25 protein-coding genes are annotated in these 21,432 nt (G+C 67.1%); 9 read left to right on the plus strand and 16 right to left on the minus strand.

Annotated features, from left to right (window positions below):
- Positions 1-82 precede the first annotated feature (82 nt).
- Both dnaJ and dapB read left to right on the plus strand, forming a co-directional pair.
- On the plus strand, positions 83-1,261 hold the full coding sequence (gene dnaJ, locus E5162_RS12580) for a molecular chaperone DnaJ (protein WP_135945599.1): 1,179 nt from the start codon (positions 83-85) through the stop codon (positions 1,259-1,261).
- A 90-nt stretch (positions 1,262-1,351) separates the two neighbouring features.
- The gene (gene dapB, locus E5162_RS12585; RefSeq protein WP_135945600.1) at positions 1,352-2,179 is read left to right on the plus strand and encodes a 4-hydroxy-tetrahydrodipicolinate reductase; all 828 of its coding nucleotides are present in this window, start codon (positions 1,352-1,354) and stop codon (positions 2,177-2,179) included.
- A gap of 23 nt (positions 2,180-2,202) precedes the next feature.
- On the opposite strand, the gene E5162_RS14930 is transcribed toward dapB, so the two are convergent.
- The 5 genes from E5162_RS14930 to E5162_RS12610 form a co-directional block, all read right to left on the minus strand.
- Positions 2,203-2,511, minus strand: a complete 309-nt coding sequence (locus tag E5162_RS14930) for a hypothetical protein (protein WP_188634454.1) — start codon at positions 2,509-2,511, stop codon at positions 2,203-2,205.
- Between the two features lie 113 nt (positions 2,512-2,624).
- Positions 2,625-3,089, minus strand: a complete 465-nt coding sequence (locus E5162_RS12595; RefSeq protein ID WP_135945601.1) for a VOC family protein — start codon at positions 3,087-3,089, stop codon at positions 2,625-2,627.
- Positions 3,089-3,649 (minus strand): hypothetical protein, encoded by a 561-nt coding sequence (locus tag E5162_RS12600; RefSeq protein ID WP_135945602.1) that lies wholly within the window; start codon positions 3,647-3,649, stop codon positions 3,089-3,091. The genes E5162_RS12595 and E5162_RS12600 overlap by 1 nt, the downstream gene beginning before the upstream one ends.
- A 10-nt stretch (positions 3,650-3,659) precedes the next feature.
- Positions 3,660-4,517, minus strand: a complete 858-nt coding sequence (locus E5162_RS12605) for a methylated-DNA--[protein]-cysteine S-methyltransferase (RefSeq protein ID WP_233342181.1) — start codon at positions 4,515-4,517, stop codon at positions 3,660-3,662.
- A 19-nt stretch (positions 4,518-4,536) separates the two neighbouring features.
- The gene (locus E5162_RS12610) at positions 4,537-5,121 is read right to left on the minus strand and encodes a DUF2244 domain-containing protein (protein ID WP_135945603.1); all 585 of its coding nucleotides are present in this window, start codon (positions 5,119-5,121) and stop codon (positions 4,537-4,539) included.
- Between the two features lie 109 nt (positions 5,122-5,230).
- Between E5162_RS12610 and E5162_RS12615 the strand changes: the two genes are divergently transcribed.
- A complete protein-coding gene (locus E5162_RS12615; protein ID WP_135945604.1) occupies positions 5,231-6,004 on the plus strand; it encodes a LolA family protein in 774 nt (257 codons plus the stop codon).
- A gap of 9 nt (positions 6,005-6,013) precedes the next feature.
- On the opposite strand, the gene E5162_RS12620 is transcribed toward E5162_RS12615, so the two are convergent.
- Entirely contained in the window at positions 6,014-6,700 is a 687-nt protein-coding gene (locus tag E5162_RS12620; protein ID WP_135945605.1) for a YggS family pyridoxal phosphate-dependent enzyme, read from the minus strand.
- On the opposite strand from E5162_RS12620, the gene E5162_RS12625 reads away from it, so the two are divergent.
- Entirely contained in the window at positions 6,694-7,371 is a 678-nt protein-coding gene (locus E5162_RS12625) for a thiamine phosphate synthase (protein ID WP_135945606.1), read from the plus strand. The genes E5162_RS12620 and E5162_RS12625 overlap by 7 nt on opposite strands.
- On the opposite strand, the gene E5162_RS12630 is transcribed toward E5162_RS12625, so the two are convergent.
- Both E5162_RS12630 and E5162_RS12635 read right to left on the minus strand, forming a co-directional pair.
- Entirely contained in the window at positions 7,368-7,925 is a 558-nt protein-coding gene (locus tag E5162_RS12630) for an NtrZ family periplasmic regulatory protein (RefSeq protein ID WP_135945607.1), read from the minus strand. The two genes, E5162_RS12625 and E5162_RS12630, sit on opposite strands and share 4 nt — an antisense overlap.
- Before the next feature lie 95 nt (positions 7,926-8,020).
- Entirely contained in the window at positions 8,021-9,229 is a 1,209-nt protein-coding gene (locus E5162_RS12635) for a porin (RefSeq protein ID WP_135945608.1), read from the minus strand.
- Positions 9,230-9,583: 354 nt separating this feature from the next.
- On the opposite strand from E5162_RS12635, the gene E5162_RS12640 reads away from it, so the two are divergent.
- The 3 genes from E5162_RS12640 to holA are packed head-to-tail and all read left to right on the plus strand — an operon-like array spanning position 9,584 to position 11,667.
- Positions 9,584-10,072: a DUF3576 domain-containing protein gene (locus E5162_RS12640; RefSeq protein ID WP_135945609.1), complete on the plus strand. Its 489-nt coding sequence runs from the start codon at positions 9,584-9,586 to the stop codon at positions 10,070-10,072.
- 48 nt (positions 10,073-10,120) lie between these two features.
- Positions 10,121-10,624: an LPS assembly lipoprotein LptE gene (gene lptE, locus E5162_RS12645; protein WP_188634455.1), complete on the plus strand. Its 504-nt coding sequence runs from the start codon at positions 10,121-10,123 to the stop codon at positions 10,622-10,624.
- Complete coding sequence (gene holA, locus E5162_RS12650; RefSeq protein ID WP_135945611.1) at positions 10,621-11,667, plus strand: DNA polymerase III subunit delta; 1,047 nt, start codon at positions 10,621-10,623, stop codon at positions 11,665-11,667. Before lptE ends, holA begins: the two co-directional genes overlap by 4 nt.
- A 133-nt stretch (positions 11,668-11,800) precedes the next feature.
- Here holA and E5162_RS12655 read toward each other — a convergent pair whose 3' ends face one another.
- From E5162_RS12655 to mnmE, 5 genes are all read right to left on the minus strand, one after another.
- Positions 11,801-12,724, minus strand: coding sequence for a ParB/RepB/Spo0J family partition protein (locus tag E5162_RS12655; RefSeq protein WP_135945612.1), 924 nt, complete (start codon positions 12,722-12,724; stop codon positions 11,801-11,803).
- A complete protein-coding gene (locus E5162_RS12660; protein WP_135945613.1) occupies positions 12,721-13,551 on the minus strand; it encodes a ParA family protein in 831 nt (276 codons plus the stop codon). Before E5162_RS12660 ends, E5162_RS12655 begins: the two co-directional genes overlap by 4 nt.
- Positions 13,544-14,179 carry a 16S rRNA (guanine(527)-N(7))-methyltransferase RsmG gene (gene rsmG / locus E5162_RS12665; RefSeq protein ID WP_135945614.1) on the minus strand — a complete coding sequence of 212 codons (636 nt, stop codon included), beginning with the start codon at positions 14,177-14,179 and terminating at the stop codon, positions 13,544-13,546. Before rsmG ends, E5162_RS12660 begins: the two co-directional genes overlap by 8 nt.
- A gap of 2 nt (positions 14,180-14,181) precedes the next feature.
- On the minus strand, positions 14,182-16,068 hold the full coding sequence (mnmG, locus tag E5162_RS12670; RefSeq protein ID WP_135945615.1) for a tRNA uridine-5-carboxymethylaminomethyl(34) synthesis enzyme MnmG: 1,887 nt from the start codon (positions 16,066-16,068) through the stop codon (positions 14,182-14,184).
- A 139-nt stretch (positions 16,069-16,207) separates the two neighbouring features.
- A complete protein-coding gene (mnmE, locus tag E5162_RS12675) occupies positions 16,208-17,569 on the minus strand; it encodes a tRNA uridine-5-carboxymethylaminomethyl(34) synthesis GTPase MnmE (protein ID WP_135945616.1) in 1,362 nt (453 codons plus the stop codon).
- Between the two features lie 141 nt (positions 17,570-17,710).
- Here mnmE and E5162_RS12680 point away from each other — a divergent pair, with 141 nt between their 5' ends.
- Together E5162_RS12680 and E5162_RS12685 are read left to right on the plus strand one after the other, a co-directional pair.
- A complete protein-coding gene (locus tag E5162_RS12680) occupies positions 17,711-18,391 on the plus strand; it encodes a dienelactone hydrolase family protein (RefSeq protein ID WP_135945617.1) in 681 nt (226 codons plus the stop codon).
- A 23-nt stretch (positions 18,392-18,414) separates the two neighbouring features.
- On the plus strand, positions 18,415-19,377 hold the full coding sequence (locus tag E5162_RS12685; protein ID WP_135945618.1) for a glycerophosphodiester phosphodiesterase family protein: 963 nt from the start codon (positions 18,415-18,417) through the stop codon (positions 19,375-19,377).
- Between the two features lie 75 nt (positions 19,378-19,452).
- On the opposite strand, the gene E5162_RS12690 is transcribed toward E5162_RS12685, so the two are convergent.
- The 3 genes from E5162_RS12690 to E5162_RS12700 form a co-directional block, all read right to left on the minus strand.
- Positions 19,453-20,082, minus strand: coding sequence for a glutathione S-transferase family protein (locus E5162_RS12690; protein ID WP_135945619.1), 630 nt, complete (start codon positions 20,080-20,082; stop codon positions 19,453-19,455).
- 351 nt (positions 20,083-20,433) lie between these two features.
- Positions 20,434-21,000 carry an HAAS signaling domain-containing protein gene (locus E5162_RS12695; RefSeq protein WP_135945620.1) on the minus strand — a complete coding sequence of 189 codons (567 nt, stop codon included), beginning with the start codon at positions 20,998-21,000 and terminating at the stop codon, positions 20,434-20,436.
- On the minus strand, positions 20,990-21,331 hold the full coding sequence (locus E5162_RS12700; RefSeq protein WP_135945621.1) for a PadR family transcriptional regulator: 342 nt from the start codon (positions 21,329-21,331) through the stop codon (positions 20,990-20,992). The genes E5162_RS12695 and E5162_RS12700 overlap by 11 nt, the downstream gene beginning before the upstream one ends.
- Positions 21,332-21,432: the final 101 nt, after the last annotated feature.

A 21,432-nucleotide genomic window follows, 5' to 3' on the forward strand; every position in this document is an offset into this window, starting at 1 on the left:
GCAGGCGGCGGGGGCCTTTTTTCAAGGCGCGCAAGGCTGATGGCGGGCGCGCCGCTCACCAAGACGATATGCGGACTGGTTCATGAGCAAGCGCGATTATTATGAGGTGCTCGGCGTCGCGAAGGACGCGGACGCAAAGACGATCAAGAGCGCCTACCGCAAGCAGGCTATGCAATACCACCCGGACCGCAATCCGGGCGATGAGGAGGCAGAGGCCAGGTTCAAGGAAGTGGGCGAGGCCTACGCCATCCTGTCCGACGCGGACAAGCGTGCCGCCTATGACCGGATGGGGCATGCCGCATTCCAGAATGGCGGCGGCGGTCAGGGTCCGTTCGGCGCGGGCGGGTTCGCTGGTGCCGGCGCGGCCGATTTCGCCGATATTTTCGAGCAGGTCTTCGGCGACGCCTTCGCTGGCGGGCGCCGCTCGCGGCGCACCGGCCCGGCGCGCGGGTCGGATCTGCGCTACGACATGGAGATCAGCCTGGAAGAGGCTTTCCACGGCAAGGATACCGCCATCAAGGTGCCCACTACCGTCACCTGCGGCCATTGCGACGGCAACGGCGCGGAGCCAGGCACCGATGTGAGCAGCTGCGACACGTGTGGCGGTGCCGGACGTATCCGGCGCCAGCAAGGCTTCTTCACCATGGAGCAGACCTGCCCCACCTGCGGCGGCCGCGGTCAGTATGTCGAAACGCCCTGCCGCGAATGTGACGGCGTCGGGCGCGTGCGCCAGACCCGCGAATTGAAGGTCGAAATTCCGGCCGGGGTCGAGGACGGCATGCGTATCCGCCTCGCCGGCGAAGGCGAAGCGGGCGCGCGCGGAGGCCCGCGCGGCGACCTCTACATCTTTATCTCGGTGGCCCCGCACGAGATTTTCGAGCGCGACGGACCCAATCTGTATTGCCGGGCGCCCGTGCCCATGACTGCGGCGGCATTGGGCGGCTCGATCGAGGTGCCCACGATCGATGGCGGACGCACCGAGATGCGCATCCCCGACGGCTCTCAGACCGGCATGCGCATGCGCATGCGCGGCAAGGGCATGGCCCGGCTGAAATCGGGCGGCGCGCGCGGCGACATGTTCGTGGAACTCTATGTGGAGACCCCGCGCAATCTCTCCGACCGCCAGAAAGAGCTGTTGCAGGAATTCTGTTCGCTCTCCGGCCATGACTGCAATCCGGAAAGCGACGGCTTCTTCAAGAAGGTCCGGCGCTTCTGGGAGGACGTCACCGGCGAGGACGAGGGCACGCGCCCGAACGCCTGATCCGGCCGGGAGCGGCCCGAGGCGTTCTCAAACCTGTCAGGCTCCGATAGACAGGAACGGGATATGAGTCGCTGACCGGAGCCGGACACCATGGCCGAGACCGCTGCATTGAAGATCTGCGTCGTCGGCGCGTCTGGCCGGATGGGCCGGATGATCCTGGCCGAGGTGATCCGGCGGTCCGATCTCGCCCTGGTAGGCGGCGTCGTCAGCCATGACTCGGCCCATCTGGATGCCGATCTCGGAGAGCTTGCCGGCCAGGGCCATCTCGGACTGGCCACACAGGTCAGCGTCGAGGAGGCCAGCCGGGACGCTGACGTCGTGATCGACGTGTCCACCGCCAGGGTCGCGCCGGCCGTCGCGCGCCGCCTCGGCGAAACCGGCGCCAAGGCGCTGGTCTGCGGCGTCACCGGTCTCGATGAAGCCGGCACCGAAGCCCTTGCGAGCGCGGCCGAAACCATCCCCGTCTTGCATGCGCGCAATTTCTCGCTCGGCGTCAGCGTGCTGGAGGCTCTGGTCGAGCACGCGGCCGGCGCACTGAAAAGCGACCAGTACGATCTGGAAATCCATGAAACCCACCACCGCTTCAAGGCCGACGCTCCGTCCGGCACGGCGATGATGCTGGGTGAGGCCGGTGCGCGCGGCCGCGGCGACGATCTCGGCGAGGTCGCGCGTTTTGACTATGCGCGCCAGGATGCCCGCCGGCCGGACGGGGAGATCGGCTTTTCGGTCAATCGCGGCGGCGGTATCGTGGGCGAGCATGCCGTCCGCTTCCTCGGCGCTCTCGAGGAGATCGAGCTTTCCCATCGGGCGCTGGACCGTTTCGTCTTTGCCCGCGGCGCCGTGGAGGCCGCTCTCTGGCTGTCGCGCCAGGCGCCGGGCCGTTACTCGATGCGCGACGTGCTCGGGCTCAAGCTCTAGCGCGGCCGCTCAGCCTGCCAGCCCTAGCCGAACAATTCCAGCTGACATACGGCGCGCGGCGCCATGGCAGGCGTGTCGCGCACAGGCAGAGACGAGCGCGTGCCGCTGTGCCGCACCGCTCCCTCGCTCTCGTCGGGAAGCGAAAGGCCCAGGCCGCCCGCCTTGGTGCGGATCGCACTCTCGGGGCGGCCCAGCTTCAAGCTCATGACACGCAGTGGTGTGCCGCGGCGGACGAGCTGACGCAGCTCGGAGACGTCGCCTGCGCGCCATTTCCGGCCGGCATTGCGGCTATAGCCGCCCTTCAGGGAAGAGGCTTTGAAATGCTGAGCCATGTCCAACTCCTGTTCTCGATAATGAGAACATAAGCAGAACATCGGTCCAGATCAAGAGCAGAACATTTCAGGCCGAAGGGACAGCTCGGCGGGCAATAGCCCGCCGGCCGCGCCTACCAGCTGCCGGTGTTTTCCATGCTCGCCCAGGGCTCCTCGGGCTCCTGCGCCTCGCCGGCCTGCAACAGCTCGATCGAAATCCCGTCCGGCGAGCGCACGAACGCCATGCGGCCGTCGCGCGGCGGCCGGTTGATCGGCACGCCCATCGATTGCAGGAAGGCGCAGACCGCATAGACATCCTGCACCTGGAAGGCGAGATGTCCGAAATTGCGGCCGCCGGTATATTCTTCCCGGTCCCAGTTATAGGTCAGCTCGACCAGCGGCAGGCCGGGCGGGAGGGGACGTTCCTTGCCGGTATATCCGCTCTCGCGCAGATCGTCCGGGCTGACCAGATAGACCAGCGTGAACCGGCCCTCTTCGCTGTCCATCCGGTGGATTTCCTGAAGGCCGAGGCCCTTGCAGTAGAATTCCAGGGAATCGTCGAGGTCGCTCACGCGGACCATGGTGTGGAGAAATCGCATCAGGTCTGGGTCTCTTCAGGCTGCGGGTCGGGACGGGCGCGGCGCGCCCAGGCCGGACGTCGGCGAAAGCCGCCCGTCTCCGGAATGGGCTCGCCACGCGCTCGTGCGAGGGCATGGGTGAAAGGTTCGGGCGTCCGCTTGTGGTGCAGGCGCGCAAAGGCGCCGCCGATCAGCGCCCACAGGAAGACGGTGCCGAAGAAGAGCGCGAACATGAAGACATATCCCGTACGCCCGGCCCAGGCCGGCGCGCCGGCAGCCTGCCAGGCCAGCTCGTACACCCCGGTCACGAACAGCAGGACGAGCGGGCTCGCCAGCACCGCGCTGGCCAGCGCCCCGGCCGCATAGAGCGCCCAGCGCGGCTGGAAACTCGCGACATAAAGGCCGGTGAACGCCGTTTCGCTGACATTGGCGATGCTGGCCGGCTTGCTCACCGAGCGTTCGGCGTATTCGGCGCGCGCATCGCTCTTCAGGCTGCGGACCGCGAGGGCCCAGCGAAGCGCGAACAGGGCGGCCACACACAGGGCGAGACAGGCGATGATGTAGACATAGCTCGAGATCATGCTCCGTTATCTAATCCATCGCGGCCTCGTATGCGAGCATGGCGCGCTTGCGATTCAGCCCCCAGTGATATCCGGTCAGCCGCCCGTCGCTCGACAGGACGCGGTGACACGGGATCAGCCAGCTGATCGGATTGGCGCCGACCGCCGCGCCGACCGCGCGCGATGCCTTGGCTGTGCAGACCTGCTCGGCGATGGTGCGATAGCTGACCGCGCGCGCGGGAGGAATGGCGAGCAGCGCCCGCCAGACCTGACGCCGCCAGGGTGTCCCGTACAGCGCGACCGGCAGCGCCGCCTCGCCGGGACGCGCATCGAAGATCCGGCTCACCCAGTCCTGCGCCAGCACGTCGTCGCGCCGGATGGCGGCGCCGGGAAACCGCCCGGTCAGGTCGTTGATCGCCTCGTCCTCTTCGCCCTCATCGGCAAAGGCGAGGCCGGACAGGCCCTTGGGCGCAACGAGCACGATCGCGTTGCCAAAGGGCGAAGCGGCGACCCCGACGTCGAAGACACAATTCCTGCCACCTGATTTGGCCTCGCCCGGCGTCACGGCTTCTTCGGCAATGAAGATGTCGTGCAGCCGGGACGGGCCGGACAGGCCGGTCTCCAGCGAGGCCTCCAGCACGCTGGCTCCCTCGACCAGCATGCGCCGCGCGGTCGCGTGGGTCAGGGCGGAGACCATCCGCTTGGGACTGGTGCCGGTCCAGCGCTTGAAGACGCGCTGGAAGTGATAGGGCGACAGCCCGGCCGCTCGCGCCACCGCATCAAGATCGGGCTGCTCGCTCCAGTGTTCGCTCAGATAGTCGAGCGCCGCCGTCATCCGCGGATAGTCGCGCGCGCGCTCGTCGAGAAGGGAGAGGGTATCGCTCATCATGGGGCGACGATGGCGCGGCCTAGCCCGGCGCGCCACCCGTTTCTTGCGGTCCGGGCTGTGGCCCGCGCGCCCTGCGTGCCGCGTCCAGCGCGCCGCGGATCGCGTCGGCCAGGCTTTCGCGCTCCTTCGGCGATAAAAGCGCGCCCACGATGAGCGAGCGGCCCTGCGAGTTCAGGCGCGCCTGCACATCCGGCTCGCCCTTGCCCACCAGCTCGACGCGTGTCCACGCGGAGGGCAGGCGAAAGCGCGTCTCCAGCCCGGTCGGGCCGCGCCGGGCGACGTGAATATCCTGCTCCGTCACGCGCACGATTTCGAGGCGGCGCCCGTCGCGGTAGTTCAGCTTGAAGAACAGCCAGACCAGCAGCACATCCAGCCCGAAAAAGCCCACTACCGGCCAGGCCCCCATCAGCAGGAAGGCCATGCCGGCGGTAAAGCTCAAGGCCACGAGCGCGATCATCAGGGCATGAAAGCCGGGATTGGGCAGCGACCGGTTGGGCCGGATATGCGCGTCGAACAGGACGCGTCCCTCCGCGCCGGGCAGGGTTCCAAGCCCGCGTCCGGTCGCCTCGGCAGGCCAGGTCTCGTACGTTGCGCGCCGTTCCATGACCTCCAATATAAGGCAGCCGAACGCCCGCTCCCAGCCGTCCGCCGCGTGAGCGGCAGATGAATGACGGGGCCTTTCTCGCGCCCCAATCAAAGGCTAGACAAAGCCCATGACCGGATTGACCTTTCTCCTCTCCACCGCCGCCGCGCTCCTGCAAGGAACTGCGCCGCTTGCCGCTTCGCGGCCGGACACCTCCGGCGCGCAGTCCCCGCCCGCTCAGACACAGGCCGAGACGCCCGTGGAGAGCGCCGTGGACGCGTTCGACGCCGATGCGCAGGACGTGCCCCAGCGCATGGAACGCGAGTCCCAGCGCCCGCGCGAGGTGGAGCTGGCGCGCATCGACACCTACTTCTCCGGGCTGGACACGCTGCGGGCCGGCTTCGAACAGGTCGGCGCCGACGGGGCGGTCGCGACCGGCACGCTTTCGCTCGACCGGCCCGGCCGGGTGCGGTTCGAATACGAGGCGCCCACGCCCATCCTGCTCGTCGCGGACGGGCAGACCGTGGCGATCGCCGATTTCGACTTGGAGACGGTCGACCGCCTTCCGATTGCGCAGACCCCTCTGAAATGGCTGCTGGAGCCCGATCTCGACCCGGCCTCGTCCAGTGCGGTCGACGAGGTCAGCCGCTTTGACGGCGCCCTCTACCTCTCTTTGGTTGACCCCGATAACGAGATTGACGGGCGCGTCACGCTGGTGTTCGAGGATTCCGATCCTGAAGGCCCCGCCGAAGACATGCGTCTGGCCGGCTGGATCGCCGTCGACGCGATGGGAGGCTTTACCGAAGTGCGCCTCACCGGCAACGAGCGCGGCGTTTCCTTCAACCCGCGCCTCTTCGTGCTGGACGACGATCTGTTCGAGCGCTCGCGCCGCACACGGCGCTAGGCCGGCACGCTAGGCGGGATCCGGGCGCGGTCCGAACAGGGCCGACCCCACACGCACCGACGTGGCGCCGAGCTTTATCGCCGTCTCATAGTCCGCGCTCATGCCCATGGAGAGCTTTGCAAGCCCGCATTCGGCGGCAAGCTTTGCCAGCAGCGCAAAGTGAAGGCTGGCCGGCTCCTCCACCGGCGGAATGCACATCAGCCCTTCGATCTCCAGACCGTAAGCCTCGCGCATTCGCGCCACGAAATTGGCCGTTTCGGCCGGGGCGAGCCCCGCCTTCTGCTCTTCCTCGCCGGTATTGACCTGCACATAGAGGCGCGGCCGGCGCCCCGTCGCGTCCATCGCTTTCACCAGCGCCTTGGCGAGCTTCTCCCGGTCGAGCGTCTCGATCACGTCGAACAGTTCGACCGCATCCTGCGCCTTGTTGGACTGCAATGGCCCGATCAGCCGCAATTCCAGCCCGTCATGATCGGCCCGGCGCCCGGCCCAGCGGGCCTGGGCCTCCTGCACCCGGTTCTCGCCGAAGACACGCTGGCCGGTGGCCAGGACCGCCTCCACGCGCGCGTCGGGCTGCTTCTTCGAGACGGCCACAAGGGTGATATCGCCCGCCGGACGGCCCGCCGCCTTGGCAGCCTGGTCCATACGCGACAGGATGGTATCGCGCGCGTCGCGCGGGGAGGAATGAGACTGTGTCATCGTGTGCCAAGACCTATGAGGGCGTTGCCGCGCTGGCAAGGGCCAGTGCCCGTCGTTTCGCGCCGCCGCCCGGCCTTCCGGCATTTTTCGCGCTCACCGACCCGCAGCGCACGCCCGATCCGGTCGCGCTGGCCCGCCGGCTGCCGCACGGCAGCGGCCTGGTGCTGCGTCATTTCGGTCTGCCCGGCCTGATGGATCTGGCCCCGGCGCTTGCGCGCATCGCGCGTCAGCGGAAGCTTCTGTTTCTGATCGCCAACGATCCCGGACTTGTCCTCCAGGTGCGCGCCGGCGGAGTCCACTGGCCGGAAGCCGACGCCGGACGGGCCGCCTATTGGTCCCGGCGCATGCCCCATTGGCGCATGACGGCGAGCGCCCACGGGCCGCGCGCTCTGCGGCGCAAACTGCCGGTGCACGCCTGCTTCCTGTCGCCTGTGTTCGAGAGTGACAGCCCGAGTGCAGGCCCGGCGCTCGACCCGGTCCTCTCGAGGCGCTGGGCGAGAGCGAGCGCAAGCCCGGTCTACGCGCTTGGCGGGGTCGACACAAAGACGCTGAAAGAGCTGGATCGGACCGTATTTTCAGGTACCTGCGCGGTGTCCGCGAAAACAGCAGGCCGTCCTGCCGAAGAGGCGGACGAGCTCGACTCTCTTATCCGGGAAGAGGCAGAACGCTAGAAGCGGAACGCGGATTCGAACTTCAGCTCGGGTGCGCGCTCTTCGCCCTGCTCGCCGAAAACGTCTTCGGTCGGCGAGGAGAAGCGCAGATTGGTTCCGACGCGGAAGCGATCGCTCAGCTCGTAGAAGGCCCCGGCCGACATGTCGTCGAGCTGGAATTGCGGTCCGCGCTCTTGTTCCGTGAACCCGAGGGTGAAGCCCCAGCGTTCGCCGGCCGAGAAGCGGAACTCGGTCGCATCGTCGCCCCAGGCGGAGCGGAAATTCGTCGGCGTGGAGACGGTGAAACGCTCATACCAGGGCAGCGCGCTGGCCGTGCCGGTATCGTTGGCCGGATCGACCGCCTCGAGACCCGGCTCCTCGCCCGTCTGGGCATCGGAACCGGCATCGCCTGCCTGTCCCGCGGTCAGGGTCAGCGTCGGAATGCCTTCAAATTCGGAGAACTCGAACTCGCCGCCGCCCAGCCGGAACTCGCCCGATTGCGCATACGCCTGCCCCGCGGTCAGCAGAGCTGCCGCGGCAAGGCCGGTCGCGATGCGCAAACTCCAGGACGTCATCGTCTACTCCAATTCCTGAGATAACGAGATAAACCACGATATCTTACCGGAAAAGAGCGTTTTCATGGCAGCACGGCGAATCACCCGGGACCGTGTCAAAAACGCAACCCGGCCTCGGCAAATACCAGCGTGCCGGCGGTCAGCCGCCCCGATGCGGCCGCAAATCCGGCATTGGCCGGCCCCGGATCGACATCAAGCTCGCTATGTCGAACCCCGGCTCCGGCCACGAAGCCCGTGTCGAACACGCGCGAGCTTCCGATCTGCGCAGTCCATCCTTGCGCCTCGACCAGATCGCTTCGGGCCCAGGACAGCTCGAGCGCGCTCAGCCAGGGTCCGGTCTCGTACGCGGCCGATCCGGCCCAGCTGGTATAGCGGCCGTCATCTACCCCGTCATTGCTGCTCAGCCAGGCGGCGCCCAGCGAGACGGGACCCTTCGACCAGATCGCCCTCGCACCCACCGCCCACGGATCCTCATGGTTCGCAGCAAATTCGCCTGACGCCCGGCCCTGGCTGGCCGACAGGGCGAGAGTCCAGCGCTGGCCGCTGGTCCGGAAGCGGTGATCGAAGGACAGACCGGCCTCGATGACATCGTCGACCTCCCCGATCGCCAGTCCCGCGCGGTCCGGCCCCGGCCGGCACACGTCCAGCCCGCAATCGTCCGCCTCGGGCGTGTAGGAGAGTGAGGCGCGCAGGCCCGCCAGCCGGCGGCTCTGCACCGTGAGCTTTGCGCTGTTGGTCGACAGCGTGTTGGCCGTATCGGCGATGCTCAATCCGCCCGGGTCGACGCGCGGCCCGTCGGCGCGCATCAGGCGGAACGCGCCCGGAAGCGGGTCGGCTTCCAGCCGGGCCGCGCCCTCGCCCCGTCCCACACGCACGTCGAAATAGGCCAGTTTTACATAAGCATAGGCGCTTTCCAGCGCGACCCGGCTATCGCCATCGTCAAACAGGTCGGCGCGGTGGAGCCCGGTCAGCAAGCCGGCCTGCGCCGGTCCGGGCAGGGATGAGCAGGCCTCGGTCTGCACAGCGCAGGGCGTGACCTGCCGGGCCAGACCGCGGCGCTCGGAATCCGCCTGGGCGCGCACGGTCGCGGCCAATCCGTAACGGCGGCCGGCGGAATCGATCCGCTCGCCCGCGATATCCAGGGTTACATCCCCCAGGGGGGTCATCCCCGCATCGCTCGCCGGCTCGGTCGAAATCACCGCATCGGCAGCGATTTCAACAGACCAGTCGATTTGGGAAAAGGGCTCGACGGCGGCCTGCGACGAGGCCAGCGCGGAAATCATTGCAAGGCCGCTAATGTCCATGAGCCGTCCGCAAGAGGCGTGGTGCTGTGAAATATCGGCGGGCCGCGAACCGCGCGGCACCCCCGTGCCCAGCGCGAATAGTCATTGGCTCGCGGCCTCACCGATCGGCCCCGTCCCCCCGGACGCGGATGTAAGAGACAGGGTGTTCGGTGAAGACGCAAGCGGGCAAGCCCATGCCTGTGCGCCATACGCGACTGAACGTGGCAAAAAGGTCACGATACGAACCGCGTCCCGACAGCGTCGAGGGCTCTGGCCATGGCCGCCTGCCATGGTATAGAGGCAGGCAAGATTGATTGGTCCACATATCGCTGAATCCATTTGATTCGGCCATCTCCCCCAAGGAGGCTCTATTTCATGCGCGTACGCCCGTTGATTGCCGGCGCCAGCGGCCTTGTTCTTGCCGCCCTCCTGACTGGATGCAGCTCGCGTTCCGACGACGGTTCCGACCGGGGTCTCCTCGGTCGCCTGCCCGGCGGCGGTGGCGGGGGCGCGTCCAGTAACAGCGCCCAGCCCGGAATTGGCGTGAACAGCTTCCTGTGGCGCGCCACTCTGGACACGCTCTCCTTCATGCCGTTGGATTCGGTCGACCCGTTCGGCGGAGTGATCATCACCGACTGGTACGCCAGTCCCGAACAGCCGGGCGAGCAGTTCAAGGCGACAGTCTACATTCTCGACAGCCGCCTGCGGGCCGATGCGCTTTCGGTCCAGCTCTTCAAGCAGGTGCGCAGCAACGAGACCGGCCAATGGGTCGACGCGAATGTGGATTCGGCCACCCGGATCCAGATCGAGAACGCGATCCTGACCCGGGCGCGCCAGCTGCGCATCGCCGGTCTGGACCAGTAATCGGCCGGCCCTCTCCGGGCTGGAGGTGAAGAAGGGGTGCGCGTGACCATGTCGGCCAGTCTGCTTGTACGATGGCGCCGCTTTGCGCTCGCCCTGACCCTCCCCGCGCTGCTGGGAGGATGCGGCTTCCAGCCGCTTTACGGCACGCCGGGCTACAGCCAGATTGCCGGTGTCGAGATCGATACCGGCTCCAGCCGTCTCGATTATCTGGTCGCCGACGCTCTTGAAGAAGAGTTCGGCGCGGGCCGCAGCCCCTACCGGCTTACGGTGAACAGCTCCTCACGCGAATCTGCCGTCGGCGTCGCCGCCAATGCCGCGGTCACCCGCTACGAGCTGTCGGTGAGCGTGCGCTATTCACTGGAGCGAAACGGTCAGGTCATCGTCACCGATTCCGCACGTGAAATCCTGTATTTCCCTGCTCCTTCAAATCCTTACGGACTCATCGCCGCGCGGCGCACGGCCGAGGAGCAGGCCGCTGCCGCGCTCGCGCGGCGCGTGTCTCGCGCCGTGGCTCTGGCCCTGCGCGAGGAGGCCGGCGAGCCAGGCTCGTGAAGGTCAAACCGCGCGATATCCCTGCCTTCATCTCTGAACCGCCGGGTGCTCTGGCTGTCTTCCTGGTGTTCGGTCCGGAGGGCGGGCTGGTGCGCGAGCGGGCTCAGACCCTCGTGCGGGCCCTGATCGAGGATCCCGACGATCCGTTTGCGGTCAGCCGCCTGTCGGAGGACGATCTCAAATCCGATCCGGCCGCGCTGGGCGACGCCATGGCCGCATTGTCGATGATCGGGGGCGACCGTCTGGTCCGGCTCCGCCTGTCGGGAGATTCGGCGCCTGCCGCGTCCTGGCTGAAGGATTTTCAGGCCGGTCACGCCCCGGCCGAGGCCCGTCTCGTCATCGAGGCGGGCGATCTGAAGAAGGGCTCCAGGCTGCGCAAGCTGGCCGAGGAGGGCGATCGCTGCGCCGCGCTCGCCTGTTACGCGGAAAGCGGCGGCGACATCGTGCGCTTCGCCGAGGAATTGCTGGCTGAAGAGCGTCTGAGCCTGGCGCCCGAGGCCAAGGCCTTCTTCGTGCCCCTCATTGAAGGCAATCGCCAGCTTGCCCGCGCCGAGATCGAGAAACTCATCCTCTACAAGGGCACGCTGGAGCAGCGCGGCCAGGAAGCCGGTCTGATCTCGCGCGATGACATTGCCGATGTCTGCGCCGCAGCCGGCGATGCCGCGCTCGATCAGGTGGTCGATCCGGCGCTCCTGGGCGATGCGGCCGGCGCCGATCGCGGCTATGGCCGGGCCATGGCCTCGGGCCTGTCGGCGGTCGGCGTGCTGCGTGCCCTCCAGCGCAAGATCGATCAGATCGATGTGGCCGCGGCTTCGGGCGGCGATACCGGCGCGATGATGCGCGCGGGCGTCCCGCGCTTCGGTCCCCCCGCCGACCTCTTCCGCCAGCAGAGCCGGCTCTGGACCGGGCGGCGGCTCGAGCATGCGCGCAAGCTCGCCTTCGATGCCGAGCGGGCGGTCAAGCGCTCCGGCGCCCCGGCCGAAGCCATTGTCGGCGAACTTTTGATCCGGATCGCGCGCGGCGCCCAGTCGGCCCGACGCTGACCCGATTTCGACCCTAATTAAATCAACAGGTTGCGGGTCGAATTCGATTCTGGCGCAGTGAAGCGTACCCAGCCCCACCGTCTGGAATTTTAGCGCGTCACAGCGCCGCATGTTTGACGTGTATTTTCGCCGATTACGACTTTGAGAGCTGGCTCAGTCGCCGGCAGAGCTCGTCGAGCTGTTCCAGCGTCGAGTAGCGAATGCGCAGCTCTCCGGCATCGCCCTGGTGACGCAGATCGACCGCCAGGCCCAGGCGCTGGGAGAGATCGGTTTCCAGCGCGCGCGTATCGGGATCTTTCTCTGCGGGCGCTCCCCCCGTTTTCGGACCGGAGCCCGGCCGGGTCGATGCCCCGGCGGTGCGTGCTGCCGCTTCGGTCGCGCGCACCGACAGGCCCTCGGCAATGACGCGCCGGGCGAGCGCTTCGGGATCCGGCGACGCCGCGACGGCCCGGGCATGACCCGCACTCAGCTCGCCGGCCTCAAGATGGGTCAACACGCTGTCGGGCAGCGAGAGCAGCCGCATCGTGTTGGCGATGTGCACACGCGACTTTCCGACCGCGCGCGCCACCTCGTCCTGGGTATGACCGAATGTGTCGATCAGCTGGCGGAAGGCCCGCGCTTCCTCCACTACATTAAGATCGGCCCGCTGGACGTTCTCGACAATGGCGATTTCAAGCGTTTCGCGGTCGGTGAACTCGCGCACGATGACCGGCACTTCATGCAGGCGCGCACGCTGCGCCGCCCGCCAGCGGCGTTCCCCGGCCACGATCTGGTAGCGCTCGGCACTACCGGGCATCGGCCGGACCAGGAGCGGTTGAAGCACGCCCTTGTCGGCAATGGATTCGGCGAGTTCGGACAGCTCGGCTTCGCTGAAGCTCTTGCGCGGCTGGCTGGCATTCGGTTCGATCAGCTCGACCGGCAGGCTGCGTACGCCCGTGCCGCCACCGCCCGAGCCGGACTCGTGACCGCGGGCCGCATCGGCCTCGTCACCCTCGTCGAACAGAGCCGAGAGCCCACGGCCGAGACCGCGGGTGCGCGCTTCCTTCTCGCCACTCATGCGCTGACAGCCTCAGGCGTGCTGCGCTCCTGGCGCACGACTTCCTTGGCCAGGCTGATATAGGCCTGCGCACCGGTGCACGCCATGTCGTAGAGGAGGACCGGCTTGCCGAAGGACGGCGCTTCGGAGACGCGCACATTGCGCGGGATCATCGTGTCATAGACCTTGTCGCCGAAATGCTCGCGCACATCGGCGGCCACCTGGCCGGACAGATTGTTGCGCTTGTCATACATGGTCAGCACTACGCCCTGGATCTGCAGGTCCTTGTTCAGATTGGCGCGCACCAGCTCGATCGTGCGCATGAGCTGGGACAGACCCTCCAGCGCGAAGAACTCGCACTGCAGCGGCACCAGCACCGAATCCGCGGCGGTCATCGCGTTGACAGTCAACAGGTTGAGCGAGGGCGGGCAATCGATCAGCACGTAGTCGCACTGCGCCTGACGCGCGCTGAGTGCCCGGCGGAAGCGGTCGATCGCATGGCGCAGCCGGTAGGACCGGCGTGGCGCATTCGACAATTCCAGCTCCGCCCCGGACAGGTCGGCGTCGGACGGGATGATGGACAGGCCCGGCACCGCGGTATCGATCAGCGCATCTTCCATCGCGCGTTCGGAGACCAGCACGTCATAGGAGGTCGCCCGGCGCGCGGCGCGGCCGACGCCCAGACCGGTCGAGGCGTTGCCCTGCGGGTCGAGATCGAGGACCACCACCTGCTTGCCGATCGCGGCCAGCGCCGTGGCCAGGTTGATCGCCGTGGTCGTCTTGCCCACACCGCCCTTCTGGTTGGCGATGGCAATCACTTTGGGCGGGCCGTTTTTAAGATCAGACACGGGTCACATCCTCGATGCGCAGAATTGCGGCGTCAGGCGACGTCAGGCTGGGTATGACGTCCAGATTGAAGGTCCAGCTTTTACGGGCCTCGGTCAATTCCTCACCGTAGCGCGCGCCCTTGGGGAACAGACAAATCGCGCCGTTATCCACAAAGGGTTTCGCATACTCGATAAGGCGCGTCAGCGATGTAAGCGCACGCGCGGTTACCACTTGGTAGCGCGAATGCGGGTCCAGGCTTTCCGCGCGCACCGGCTTGACGATGGCCGGCGCCTTCGTCGCGTCGGCGACATCGCGCAGGAAGCTCGCTTTCTTCTGTACCGATTCCACCAGCGTGACGCTGCCCTCGCCACCGCGTTCCATCAGGGCAAATGCAATGGCGAAGCCCGGAAAGCCCGCGCCGGCACCGAGGTCCAGCCAGTGATCGGCCTCGGGCGCATGGGTCTGGATTTGCCAGCTATCGAGCGCATGGCGGTGCCAGAAATCGGGCAGGGTCGAGCGCCCTACCAGATTCATCACCGCGTTGCGCTCTTCCAGCATGGACCGCCAGGTCTCGTAGCGCGCCAGTGTTTCACGTGAAACACCGGTGCGTTCGCGAAAGCCGTCTGCGTCCAGTCCTTCGTCCAGCATCGTCAGGATACTTTCTGCCGTGAGGCACGTTTCAGGTGAGCCAGCAGCGCGGTCAGCGCCCCGGGCGTCACGCCTTCCACCCGGCCGGCCTGGCCCAGCGTCGCCGGAGCGGCCGATTTCAGCTTCTCGCGGACCTCGTTGGACAAGCCGCCCACCTCGCCATAATCGAAATCGCCCGGAATCCGGACTCCCTCATCTCGGCGGAAAGCCAGGATGTCGGCCTCCTGCCGGTCGAGATATCCATGGTAGACCGAGTCGATCTGGATCTGCTCGGCCACGGCCTTGGGCAAGGCGTCCAGCTCCGGCCAAATCCGCGTTATCTCGGCCCAGCCGACGCTCGGGTGGGACAGAAGCTCGAAGATATTCCGGCGCCGGCCATCCTGGTTCACCGTCAGGCCGGCCTTGGCCGCCTCGTTCGGCGTCAGGGTCAGTTCGGTCGCGCGCGCCCGTGCCGCCGCCAGGGCCGTCTGCTTCTCGCGCCAGGATGTTTCACGTGAAACACTCGCAATCCCCAGCTCGATGGCCCGGTCGGTCAGGCGTTGATCGGCATTGTCGGCACGCAGCGTCAGCCGGTATTCGGCCCGCGAGGTGAACATGCGGTAGGGCTCGCTCACCCCCCGCGTCGTCAGATCGTCGATCAGCACACCGATATAGGCCTCGGAGCGGTCCAGGATGAAAGGCGCGGACTCGCCCGCCGCCCGCGCCGCATTGAGGCCGGCCATCAGGCCTTGCGCCGCCGCTTCCTCATAACCGGTCGTTCCGTTGATCTGCCCAGCCAGGTAGAGCCCCGGCAGGCGGCGCACTTCCAGCGCGGCGTTCAATTCTCGCGGATCGACATAGTCATACTCGATGGCATAGCCGTAGCGCTTGACCTTTGCCCGCTCCAGACCGGGCAGCGTCTTCAGGAAGGCGTCCTGCACGTCCGCCGGCAGGGAGGTCGAGATCCCGTTGGGATAGACCGTGTCGTCATCCAGCCCCTCGGGCTCCAGGAAAACCTGATGGCTCGTCCGGTCGGCAAAGCGCACCACCTTGTCCTCGATGGACGGGCAATAGCGCGGCCCCTTGCCGGAGACATGCCCGCCATACACCGCCGACTGGCCCAGATTGTCGGCAATGATCTTGTGCGTCGCCTCGGTCGTCCGGGTAATACCGCAGGCAATCTGCGGCACGGTGATCGTCCCGGTCAGGAAGGAGAACGGCACCGGCTCTTCGTCCGCCGCCTGCATCTCCAACGACGCCCAGTCGATGGACGCCGAGTCCAGCCTTGCGGGCGTGCCCGTTTTCAACCGGCCCATATCCAGACCCAGCCCGTACAGCCGGTCGCCCAGCCCGTTGGCCGGCGCCTCGCCATCGCGGCCCGCCGGGATGCGCTCGTCACCGCGATGGATCATGCCTTTCAGGAAGGTCCCGGTCGTCAGCACCACTGCCCCTGCCCGGAACGCCCGGCCCTGCGCGTCGACTGCCCCGGTGCACCGATCCCCCTCGACGATCAGATCCTCGACCGCCGCTTCGCAGATGGAGAGATTGGGCGTGGCGACCATTTCCGCCTGCATCGCCTCGCGATAGAGCTTGCGGTCCGACTGCGTGCGCGGGCCGCGCACAGCAGGTCCCTTGGACCGGTTCAGCAGCCGGAACTGGATGCCGGACGCATCCGCGATCCGGCCCATCACCCCGTCCAGCGCATCGATCTCGCGGACCAGATGGCCCTTGCCCAGACCGCCAATGGCCGGGTTGCAGCTCATCTCGCCAATCGTGGAAAACCGGTGCGTCAGCAGCAGCGTCGCCGCGCCGGCGCGTGCGGAGGCCGATGCGGCTTCGCAGCCGGCATGGCCTCCACCGATAATGATGACGTCCCAGCGCCGGGCTGAGGCGGTAGCATCGAGAGTCATGGGAAAAATCCGTCGACGGCCCAGGGCGCGCCCGCGGCGCGCATTCCGTTGCCTGTCAGATAAGCGAAGACGGTGGAAAAGTCGAGATGTCGCGCTGACCGCCTTCATGTTTCACGTGAAACATTTCGCCCGACCGCGCCTATTTCCCGATGCAGAACTGACTGAACACCCGGTCCAGCACATCTTCGACATCAACCCGCCCCGTCAGGCTCTCCAGCGCTCTTACCGCCAGATGCAGATCGGCCCCCGCGAGCTCTGGATGCACGCCGAGTTGAGCCCGCGCCCGCTCCAGCGCTTCCAGGGCTTCGCCCACCGCCCGGCGATGGCGCGCCCGCGACAGCGCCGGGGTTTCCCGCGACCCGAGACGCTCGAACACGATCTCGTCGATCAGACCTTCCAGGGCGTCGAGGCCCGCGCTGGTCTTCGCCGAAACCCGAACCATCCGCGCCGCATCGGCATCGCTCAGACCGGCGCTGGCATCGCCCGGCTCCAGATCCGCCTTGTTCAGGGCAATGAGATCGCCGGCCCGGAGTCTCGGCTGCAAGGCCCGCCATTGTTCGGCTGTTTCACGTGAAACATCGATCACCGCGATACGCAGATCGGCATCTTCGGCACGCGCCAGGGCCCGGCGCACACCTTCGGCCTCCACCGCATCGGCGGCCTCGCGCAGCCCGGCCGTGTCGGCCAGGATGACCGGGAAGCCGGACCGGACCTGGCGCACCTCGACCACGTCCCGGGTCGTCCCGGGAATGTCGGTCACGATCGCGGCCTCACGCCGCGCCAGCGCATTCAGGATCGAGGACTTGCCGGCATTGGGCTCGCCGATCAGGGCGATGGTGAAGCCCTCGCGCACCCGCTCCCCGCGACGCTCATCGGCCAGGTGATCGCGCAGCGCCTCGATCAGCGCGCCCAGCGGCGCGGCCCCGGTGTGCGACAGCGCATCGGGAACATCGTCTTCATCGGGAAAATCGATCTCGCCCTCGATCGCGGCCAGTATGGTGATGAGCTGCTCGCGCCAGTCCTCGTAGAGGCTTTTCAGCGCGCCGGTCATTTGCGACAGGGCCTGGGCGCGCTGGCCTTCGGTTTCGGCATCGACCAGGTCGGCAAGCCCCTCCGCCTCGGTCAGATCCATCTTGTCATTCTCGAAGGCCCGCCGGGTGAACTCGCCAGGCTCGGCCGGACGCGCACCGGCGGCCAGAAGCGCCTCGCTCATCGCCGAGACCACGGCCGGTCCGCCATGCACGTGAAACTCCGCGCAGTCCTCGCCGGTAAAGCTCGCCGGTCCGGGAAACCACAGGACCAGCCCGCGGTCGATTATCGTCGCATCCGGCGTCGGCGCGTCCGGCGCGCGCAAATCGCGCAGGGCCGCAGCGCGCGGCGCAGGCCGGGTGCCGGATATCAGACCATCCAGAACGGCGCCGGCCTGCGGGCCGCTCACCCGCAGCACCGCGACCCCGGCGCGGCCGGGTGCGGAGGCGAGCGCAAAGATGGTGTCACTCATCGTCTATACTCTCCTGGATCCGGCCTCGAACCGGATACAATCGAATGGCACATGGCACAAACGGACCGGTCATGTGTTGTGCCCAGGGGAGGCATGGCCTTCCCCTTCGTCAGTCCGCAACCGATCACAGGAGAGTCCCGCATGGCTGGTCAGACCGTCACCATTACCACGCCCGATGGCAGCTTCGAGGCCTATCAGAACGGCGCCGGGCCCGGCCTGGTCGTGATTCAGGAGATTTTCGGCATCAACCAGGTCATGCGCGATCTATGCGACGACTTTGCGGAGCAGGGCTACACGGCGATCTGCCCTGACCTGTTCTGGCGTATGAAGCCTGGCGTCGAACTGACTGACAAGACCGAGGAAGAATGGAATCAAGCCTTTGAATATATGAATAATTTTGACATAGACAAAGGCGTGGACGACATCGCGCAGACCATCGATTACGCCCGCCGGACGGGCACCGGCAAGGTCGGGGCCGTCGGCTACTGCCTCGGTGGCCTGCTCGCCTATCTCACCGCCTGCCGCACCGACAGCGACGCGACCGTCGGCTATTACGGCGTCAATGTCGACAAATATCTCGACGAAGCCTCGAAGATCGAGCGCCCCCTCACCCTGCACATCGCCGCGGAAGACCGTTTCGTGGACAAGGACCAGCAGAAGGCGATGATCGACGGGCTGGAAGATAATCCGCATACGACGCTTTTCCGGTATGAGGGCGTCGATCATGCCTTTGCACGCGAGGGCGGAGAGCATTATGACGCGGAAGCTGCCGGTCTCGCGAATACGAGAACGCGCAAGTTTTTCCAGGATCATCTCGGCTAACCTGTCGCAAAGGCCCACCCATCATGACGTCTTCCTCCCTGCTGCGCTTGATCGCGGCCGCCCCGCTGCCCCTCCTCGGGGCGCTGACCCTTGCCGCTTGCGGGCCACGCGGGGAGAGCTACGAGGCCGCACGCGCCGAGACCGACCAGTCGGCCATCGAAACCCGCTGGCTGGACGGCGTGTCCCTGGGTTCCTGGCTCGATTGCACGCGCGAGAGCGGAGCGACTTTGGTTCAGGCCCATCGCGGCGGGCCGCGTCCGGGCTATGCCGAAAACGCGATCTCGACCTTCGAGCGTTCGATCGAGGACGGTGCGGTGTTTCTGGAAATGGACGTCGCGCGGACCCAGGACGGCGTCCTGGTGCTGATGCACGACGACACGGTGGACCGCACGACCACCGGGACCGGGCGGGTCGATGCGATGACGCTGGAGGAATTCCAGGCGCTGCGCCTCGTCGATGAGACCGGCCAAGCGCTGGACGAGGCCCCGCCCACCTTTGCCCAGGCCCTCGCCGCGCTCGACGGGATCGGAATCGCCCAGGTCGATCTCAAAGACATCACGCTGGACCAGGCCATCTCCGGACTGGAAGAGGGCGGCGCCATCGATCGCGCCGTCCTCATCACCTACTCGCTCGATGACGCCATCGCGGCGCACCGGCGCGCGCCCGAGCTGATGGTCTCGGCCGGATTGTTCAGCCAGGCCGATTTTGACCGGCTGCGCGAAAACGATGTCGACCTGACCCGCATCGTCGCCTGGCTCGGCCTCGGCAGCGGTGAGCCGGAATTCGACGCATGGCTCGCCGGTCAGGGCATCGAGACCAGCTTTGGCGACTTCCGCGCCGAGGCAGCCGGCACGGCCGATTATCTCGAAATGTCCGACAACGGTGCGGAGGTCATTTCCGTCAACGATGTCGAGGCCGCCGCCCGGGCCTTGCGCGCCGCACAGACCGCCCGCGGCGTCCTGGCCAGCTGCCAGGCCGCGCGCTGAGACGTTTCACGTGAAACATGACACGGCCGCCCGCGGACACTTTCCGGGGCGGCCGTGTCATGATCGGGGCTGATCCTAGTCGGTGCTGGCGGCTTTCCAGGCCGGGCGCTCCCGGATGCGGTCGAAATACGCCGCCACGCTGTCCGGCGCCCCGTCGAACTGCTTCACGATCTTCAGAAGGTAGAGCATGTAGGCCACCGACAGGTCTGCCGCGGTGAGCCGGTCTGCGGCCAGGAAGCTCTTGCCGCCCTTCAGGCCGCGTTCGGCGATCATGTTGAGATGCTTGTTCACTTCCGCCTTGGCCCATTTGGCCAGGCCCGGATTGCGGTGCGCTTCCGGCAGCAGCGTCGTATGGGCCAGCACCAGATTGGTGGCCATCGACATCGTCGCCTCGCCGAAATGCAGCCATTCGAGATAGGCCGCGTAGTCCGGCTCGTCCGGCGTCACCGCCAGCGGGGTCGGGCCGTACTTGGTGATCAGGTATTGCACGATGGCCAGCGATTCCAGGATGACCGTGTCGCCATCCTTGAAGGCCGGGATTTTCTGCAGCGGATTGACCTGGCGGAATTCGTCGCCGCCCACATCGCCGCGCGTGAACGCCACCGATTCCAGCGTGTAGGGCAGGCCCATCTCCTCGAGCGCCCAGCGCACGCGCACCGAGCGCGTCATCGGAGCATGGTAGAGCGTGAAGTCTGGTGTCGGCATGGCGGGCAATCCTTCTTGCAATCGGCGCCAGCCTATCGCGTTCGCCGAAGAGGGAAAGGGCCATCACACTCCGATGTCCTCCCCCGTTCACGGGGGAGGTGTCTGGCGCGAAGGGTCAGACGGAGGGGGACATCCAGCTTGGCGTCCGCCCCCTCAGTCCGCTTCGCGGACAGCTCCCCCGCAAGCAGGGGAGCACACCCATGTCTGCCCTCTGGCGAATACTCACTGCCCTTTGCGATGTCCTCCCCCGTACACGGGGGAGGTGTCCCGAAGGGACGGAGGGGGCGAGATCGTCGGGCGCACCCCAAACCGAAAGCACCGCCCCGCCCCGCCGGCTCTCGAGGGTCACCGTCAGTGCTTTCGCAGCAGATGCCGCACCGTGGCCTGCGAGATCGCATAGCCCAGCGCCAGAGCCAGCGGCGCGGCCACCAGCATGAGCGGGATGAGCGCGGGGCCGAGAAGCTCGGCCGTGTCCGGTCCGCGCGAGGCAGGATTGATGACGCCCAGCACGAACACGTCCGGGCCGATCCACATCCCGGCGAGATCGGGCCGGATGACTTCCACGGCGGCAATCAGCACGAACGCCCCGGCGAACAGATAGGCCACCGCCGCCAGCACGAAGCCGAAGCAGGCGGTCACGCGCCGCGTCGCCTGCCCGAGCAGGACTCCGGCGAGTTCCAGCGGTCCGCCCCCCGCGCTCGCGGCCCGCAGGCGGTATTCGTCCACGAAGGCGCCGGCATAGGCTTCGGCCGGTCCGAAGGCGCGCAGCGCCGCCTCCACGCCCGCCTGACCGTCCGCCTCCTCGCGCTCGCGCAGATGGGAGCGGGTCTCGGCGAGGATTTCCTCGCGCTCGGCCTCGGGCAGGGACCTCAGTGCGGCACGAAGCCGGCGCAGGTAAAGATCGATGTCATGCGTCATGTGAGGCTCCCACAATTTCATCCATGCGTTGGCGAAAGCTTGTCCAGGCATCGCGCATGGCACGCAGTGCATCCTGGCCCTCGCCCGTGAGGCGGTAGTATTTGCGCGGGGCGGCAGCCCCGTCAGGCTCCGACCAGTAGGACTGGATCCGCCCGCCGGTCTCCAGACGCTTTAAAAGCGGGTAGAGCGCGCCTTCCGACACCCCCACCCCGTCCCCGCTCTCGATCGTGTCCAGTATGGCCACGCCGAACGCGTCCCCCTTGTCGAGGACCGCCAGGACCGCCAGCTCGGCGGCGCCTTTTCGCAATTGAGATTTCCACGCCTCGATCATGGGCACGTCCCTGCATAACCATTGACCCTGTTATGCACGGTCATACCCTGCATAGCAAGCCACCTTGCAAAGAAAAAGCCGGCACGCAGGGAGCGCACCGG

Origin of the sequence: Marinicauda pacifica (genome assembly GCF_004793635.1) — a bacterium.
GTDB lineage: Bacteria > Pseudomonadota > Alphaproteobacteria > Caulobacterales > Maricaulaceae > Marinicauda > Marinicauda pacifica.

What these genes read in the sequence shown, in the direction of transcription:
- E5162_RS12685 (WP_135945618.1), top strand. Translation starts at nt 18,415, where the DNA reads ATGACGTCTTCCTCCCTGCTGCGCTTGATCGCGGCCGCCCCGCTGCCC.
- E5162_RS12600 (WP_135945602.1), bottom strand. Translation starts at nt 3,649, where the DNA reads ATGATCTCGAGCTATGTCTACATCATCGCCTGTCTCGCCCTGTGTGTG.
- rsmG (WP_135945614.1), bottom strand. Translation starts at nt 14,179, where the DNA reads ATGCTGGACGAAGGACTGGACGCAGACGGCTTTCGCGAACGCACCGGT.
- E5162_RS12640 (WP_135945609.1), top strand. Translation starts at nt 9,584, where the DNA reads ATGCGCGTACGCCCGTTGATTGCCGGCGCCAGCGGCCTTGTTCTTGCC.
- E5162_RS12695 (WP_135945620.1), bottom strand. Translation starts at nt 21,000, where the DNA reads ATGACGCATGACATCGATCTTTACCTGCGCCGGCTTCGTGCCGCACTG.
- E5162_RS12700 (WP_135945621.1), bottom strand. Translation starts at nt 21,331, where the DNA reads ATGATCGAGGCGTGGAAATCTCAATTGCGAAAAGGCGCCGCCGAGCTG.
- E5162_RS14930 (WP_188634454.1), bottom strand. Translation starts at nt 2,511, where the DNA reads ATGGCTCAGCATTTCAAAGCCTCTTCCCTGAAGGGCGGCTATAGCCGC.
- E5162_RS12620 (WP_135945605.1), bottom strand. Translation starts at nt 6,700, where the DNA reads ATGACACAGTCTCATTCCTCCCCGCGCGACGCGCGCGATACCATCCTG.
- E5162_RS12635 (WP_135945608.1), bottom strand. Translation starts at nt 9,229, where the DNA reads ATGGACATTAGCGGCCTTGCAATGATTTCCGCGCTGGCCTCGTCGCAG.
- E5162_RS12595 (WP_135945601.1), bottom strand. Translation starts at nt 3,089, where the DNA reads ATGCGATTTCTCCACACCATGGTCCGCGTGAGCGACCTCGACGATTCC.
- E5162_RS12615 (WP_135945604.1), top strand. Translation starts at nt 5,231, where the DNA reads ATGACCGGATTGACCTTTCTCCTCTCCACCGCCGCCGCGCTCCTGCAA.
- dnaJ (WP_135945599.1), top strand. Translation starts at nt 83, where the DNA reads ATGAGCAAGCGCGATTATTATGAGGTGCTCGGCGTCGCGAAGGACGCG.
- mnmE (WP_135945616.1), bottom strand. Translation starts at nt 17,569, where the DNA reads ATGAGTGACACCATCTTTGCGCTCGCCTCCGCACCCGGCCGCGCCGGG.
- dapB (WP_135945600.1), top strand. Translation starts at nt 1,352, where the DNA reads ATGGCCGAGACCGCTGCATTGAAGATCTGCGTCGTCGGCGCGTCTGGC.
- E5162_RS12610 (WP_135945603.1), bottom strand. Translation starts at nt 5,121, where the DNA reads ATGGAACGGCGCGCAACGTACGAGACCTGGCCTGCCGAGGCGACCGGA.
- E5162_RS12630 (WP_135945607.1), bottom strand. Translation starts at nt 7,925, where the DNA reads ATGACGTCCTGGAGTTTGCGCATCGCGACCGGCCTTGCCGCGGCAGCT.
- lptE (WP_188634455.1), top strand. Translation starts at nt 10,121, where the DNA reads ATGTCGGCCAGTCTGCTTGTACGATGGCGCCGCTTTGCGCTCGCCCTG.
- E5162_RS12655 (WP_135945612.1), bottom strand. Translation starts at nt 12,724, where the DNA reads ATGAGTGGCGAGAAGGAAGCGCGCACCCGCGGTCTCGGCCGTGGGCTC.
- E5162_RS12690 (WP_135945619.1), bottom strand. Translation starts at nt 20,082, where the DNA reads ATGCCGACACCAGACTTCACGCTCTACCATGCTCCGATGACGCGCTCG.
- E5162_RS12680 (WP_135945617.1), top strand. Translation starts at nt 17,711, where the DNA reads ATGGCTGGTCAGACCGTCACCATTACCACGCCCGATGGCAGCTTCGAG.
- E5162_RS12605 (WP_233342181.1), bottom strand. Translation starts at nt 4,517, where the DNA reads ATGATGAGCGATACCCTCTCCCTTCTCGACGAGCGCGCGCGCGACTAT.
- mnmG (WP_135945615.1), bottom strand. Translation starts at nt 16,068, where the DNA reads ATGACTCTCGATGCTACCGCCTCAGCCCGGCGCTGGGACGTCATCATT.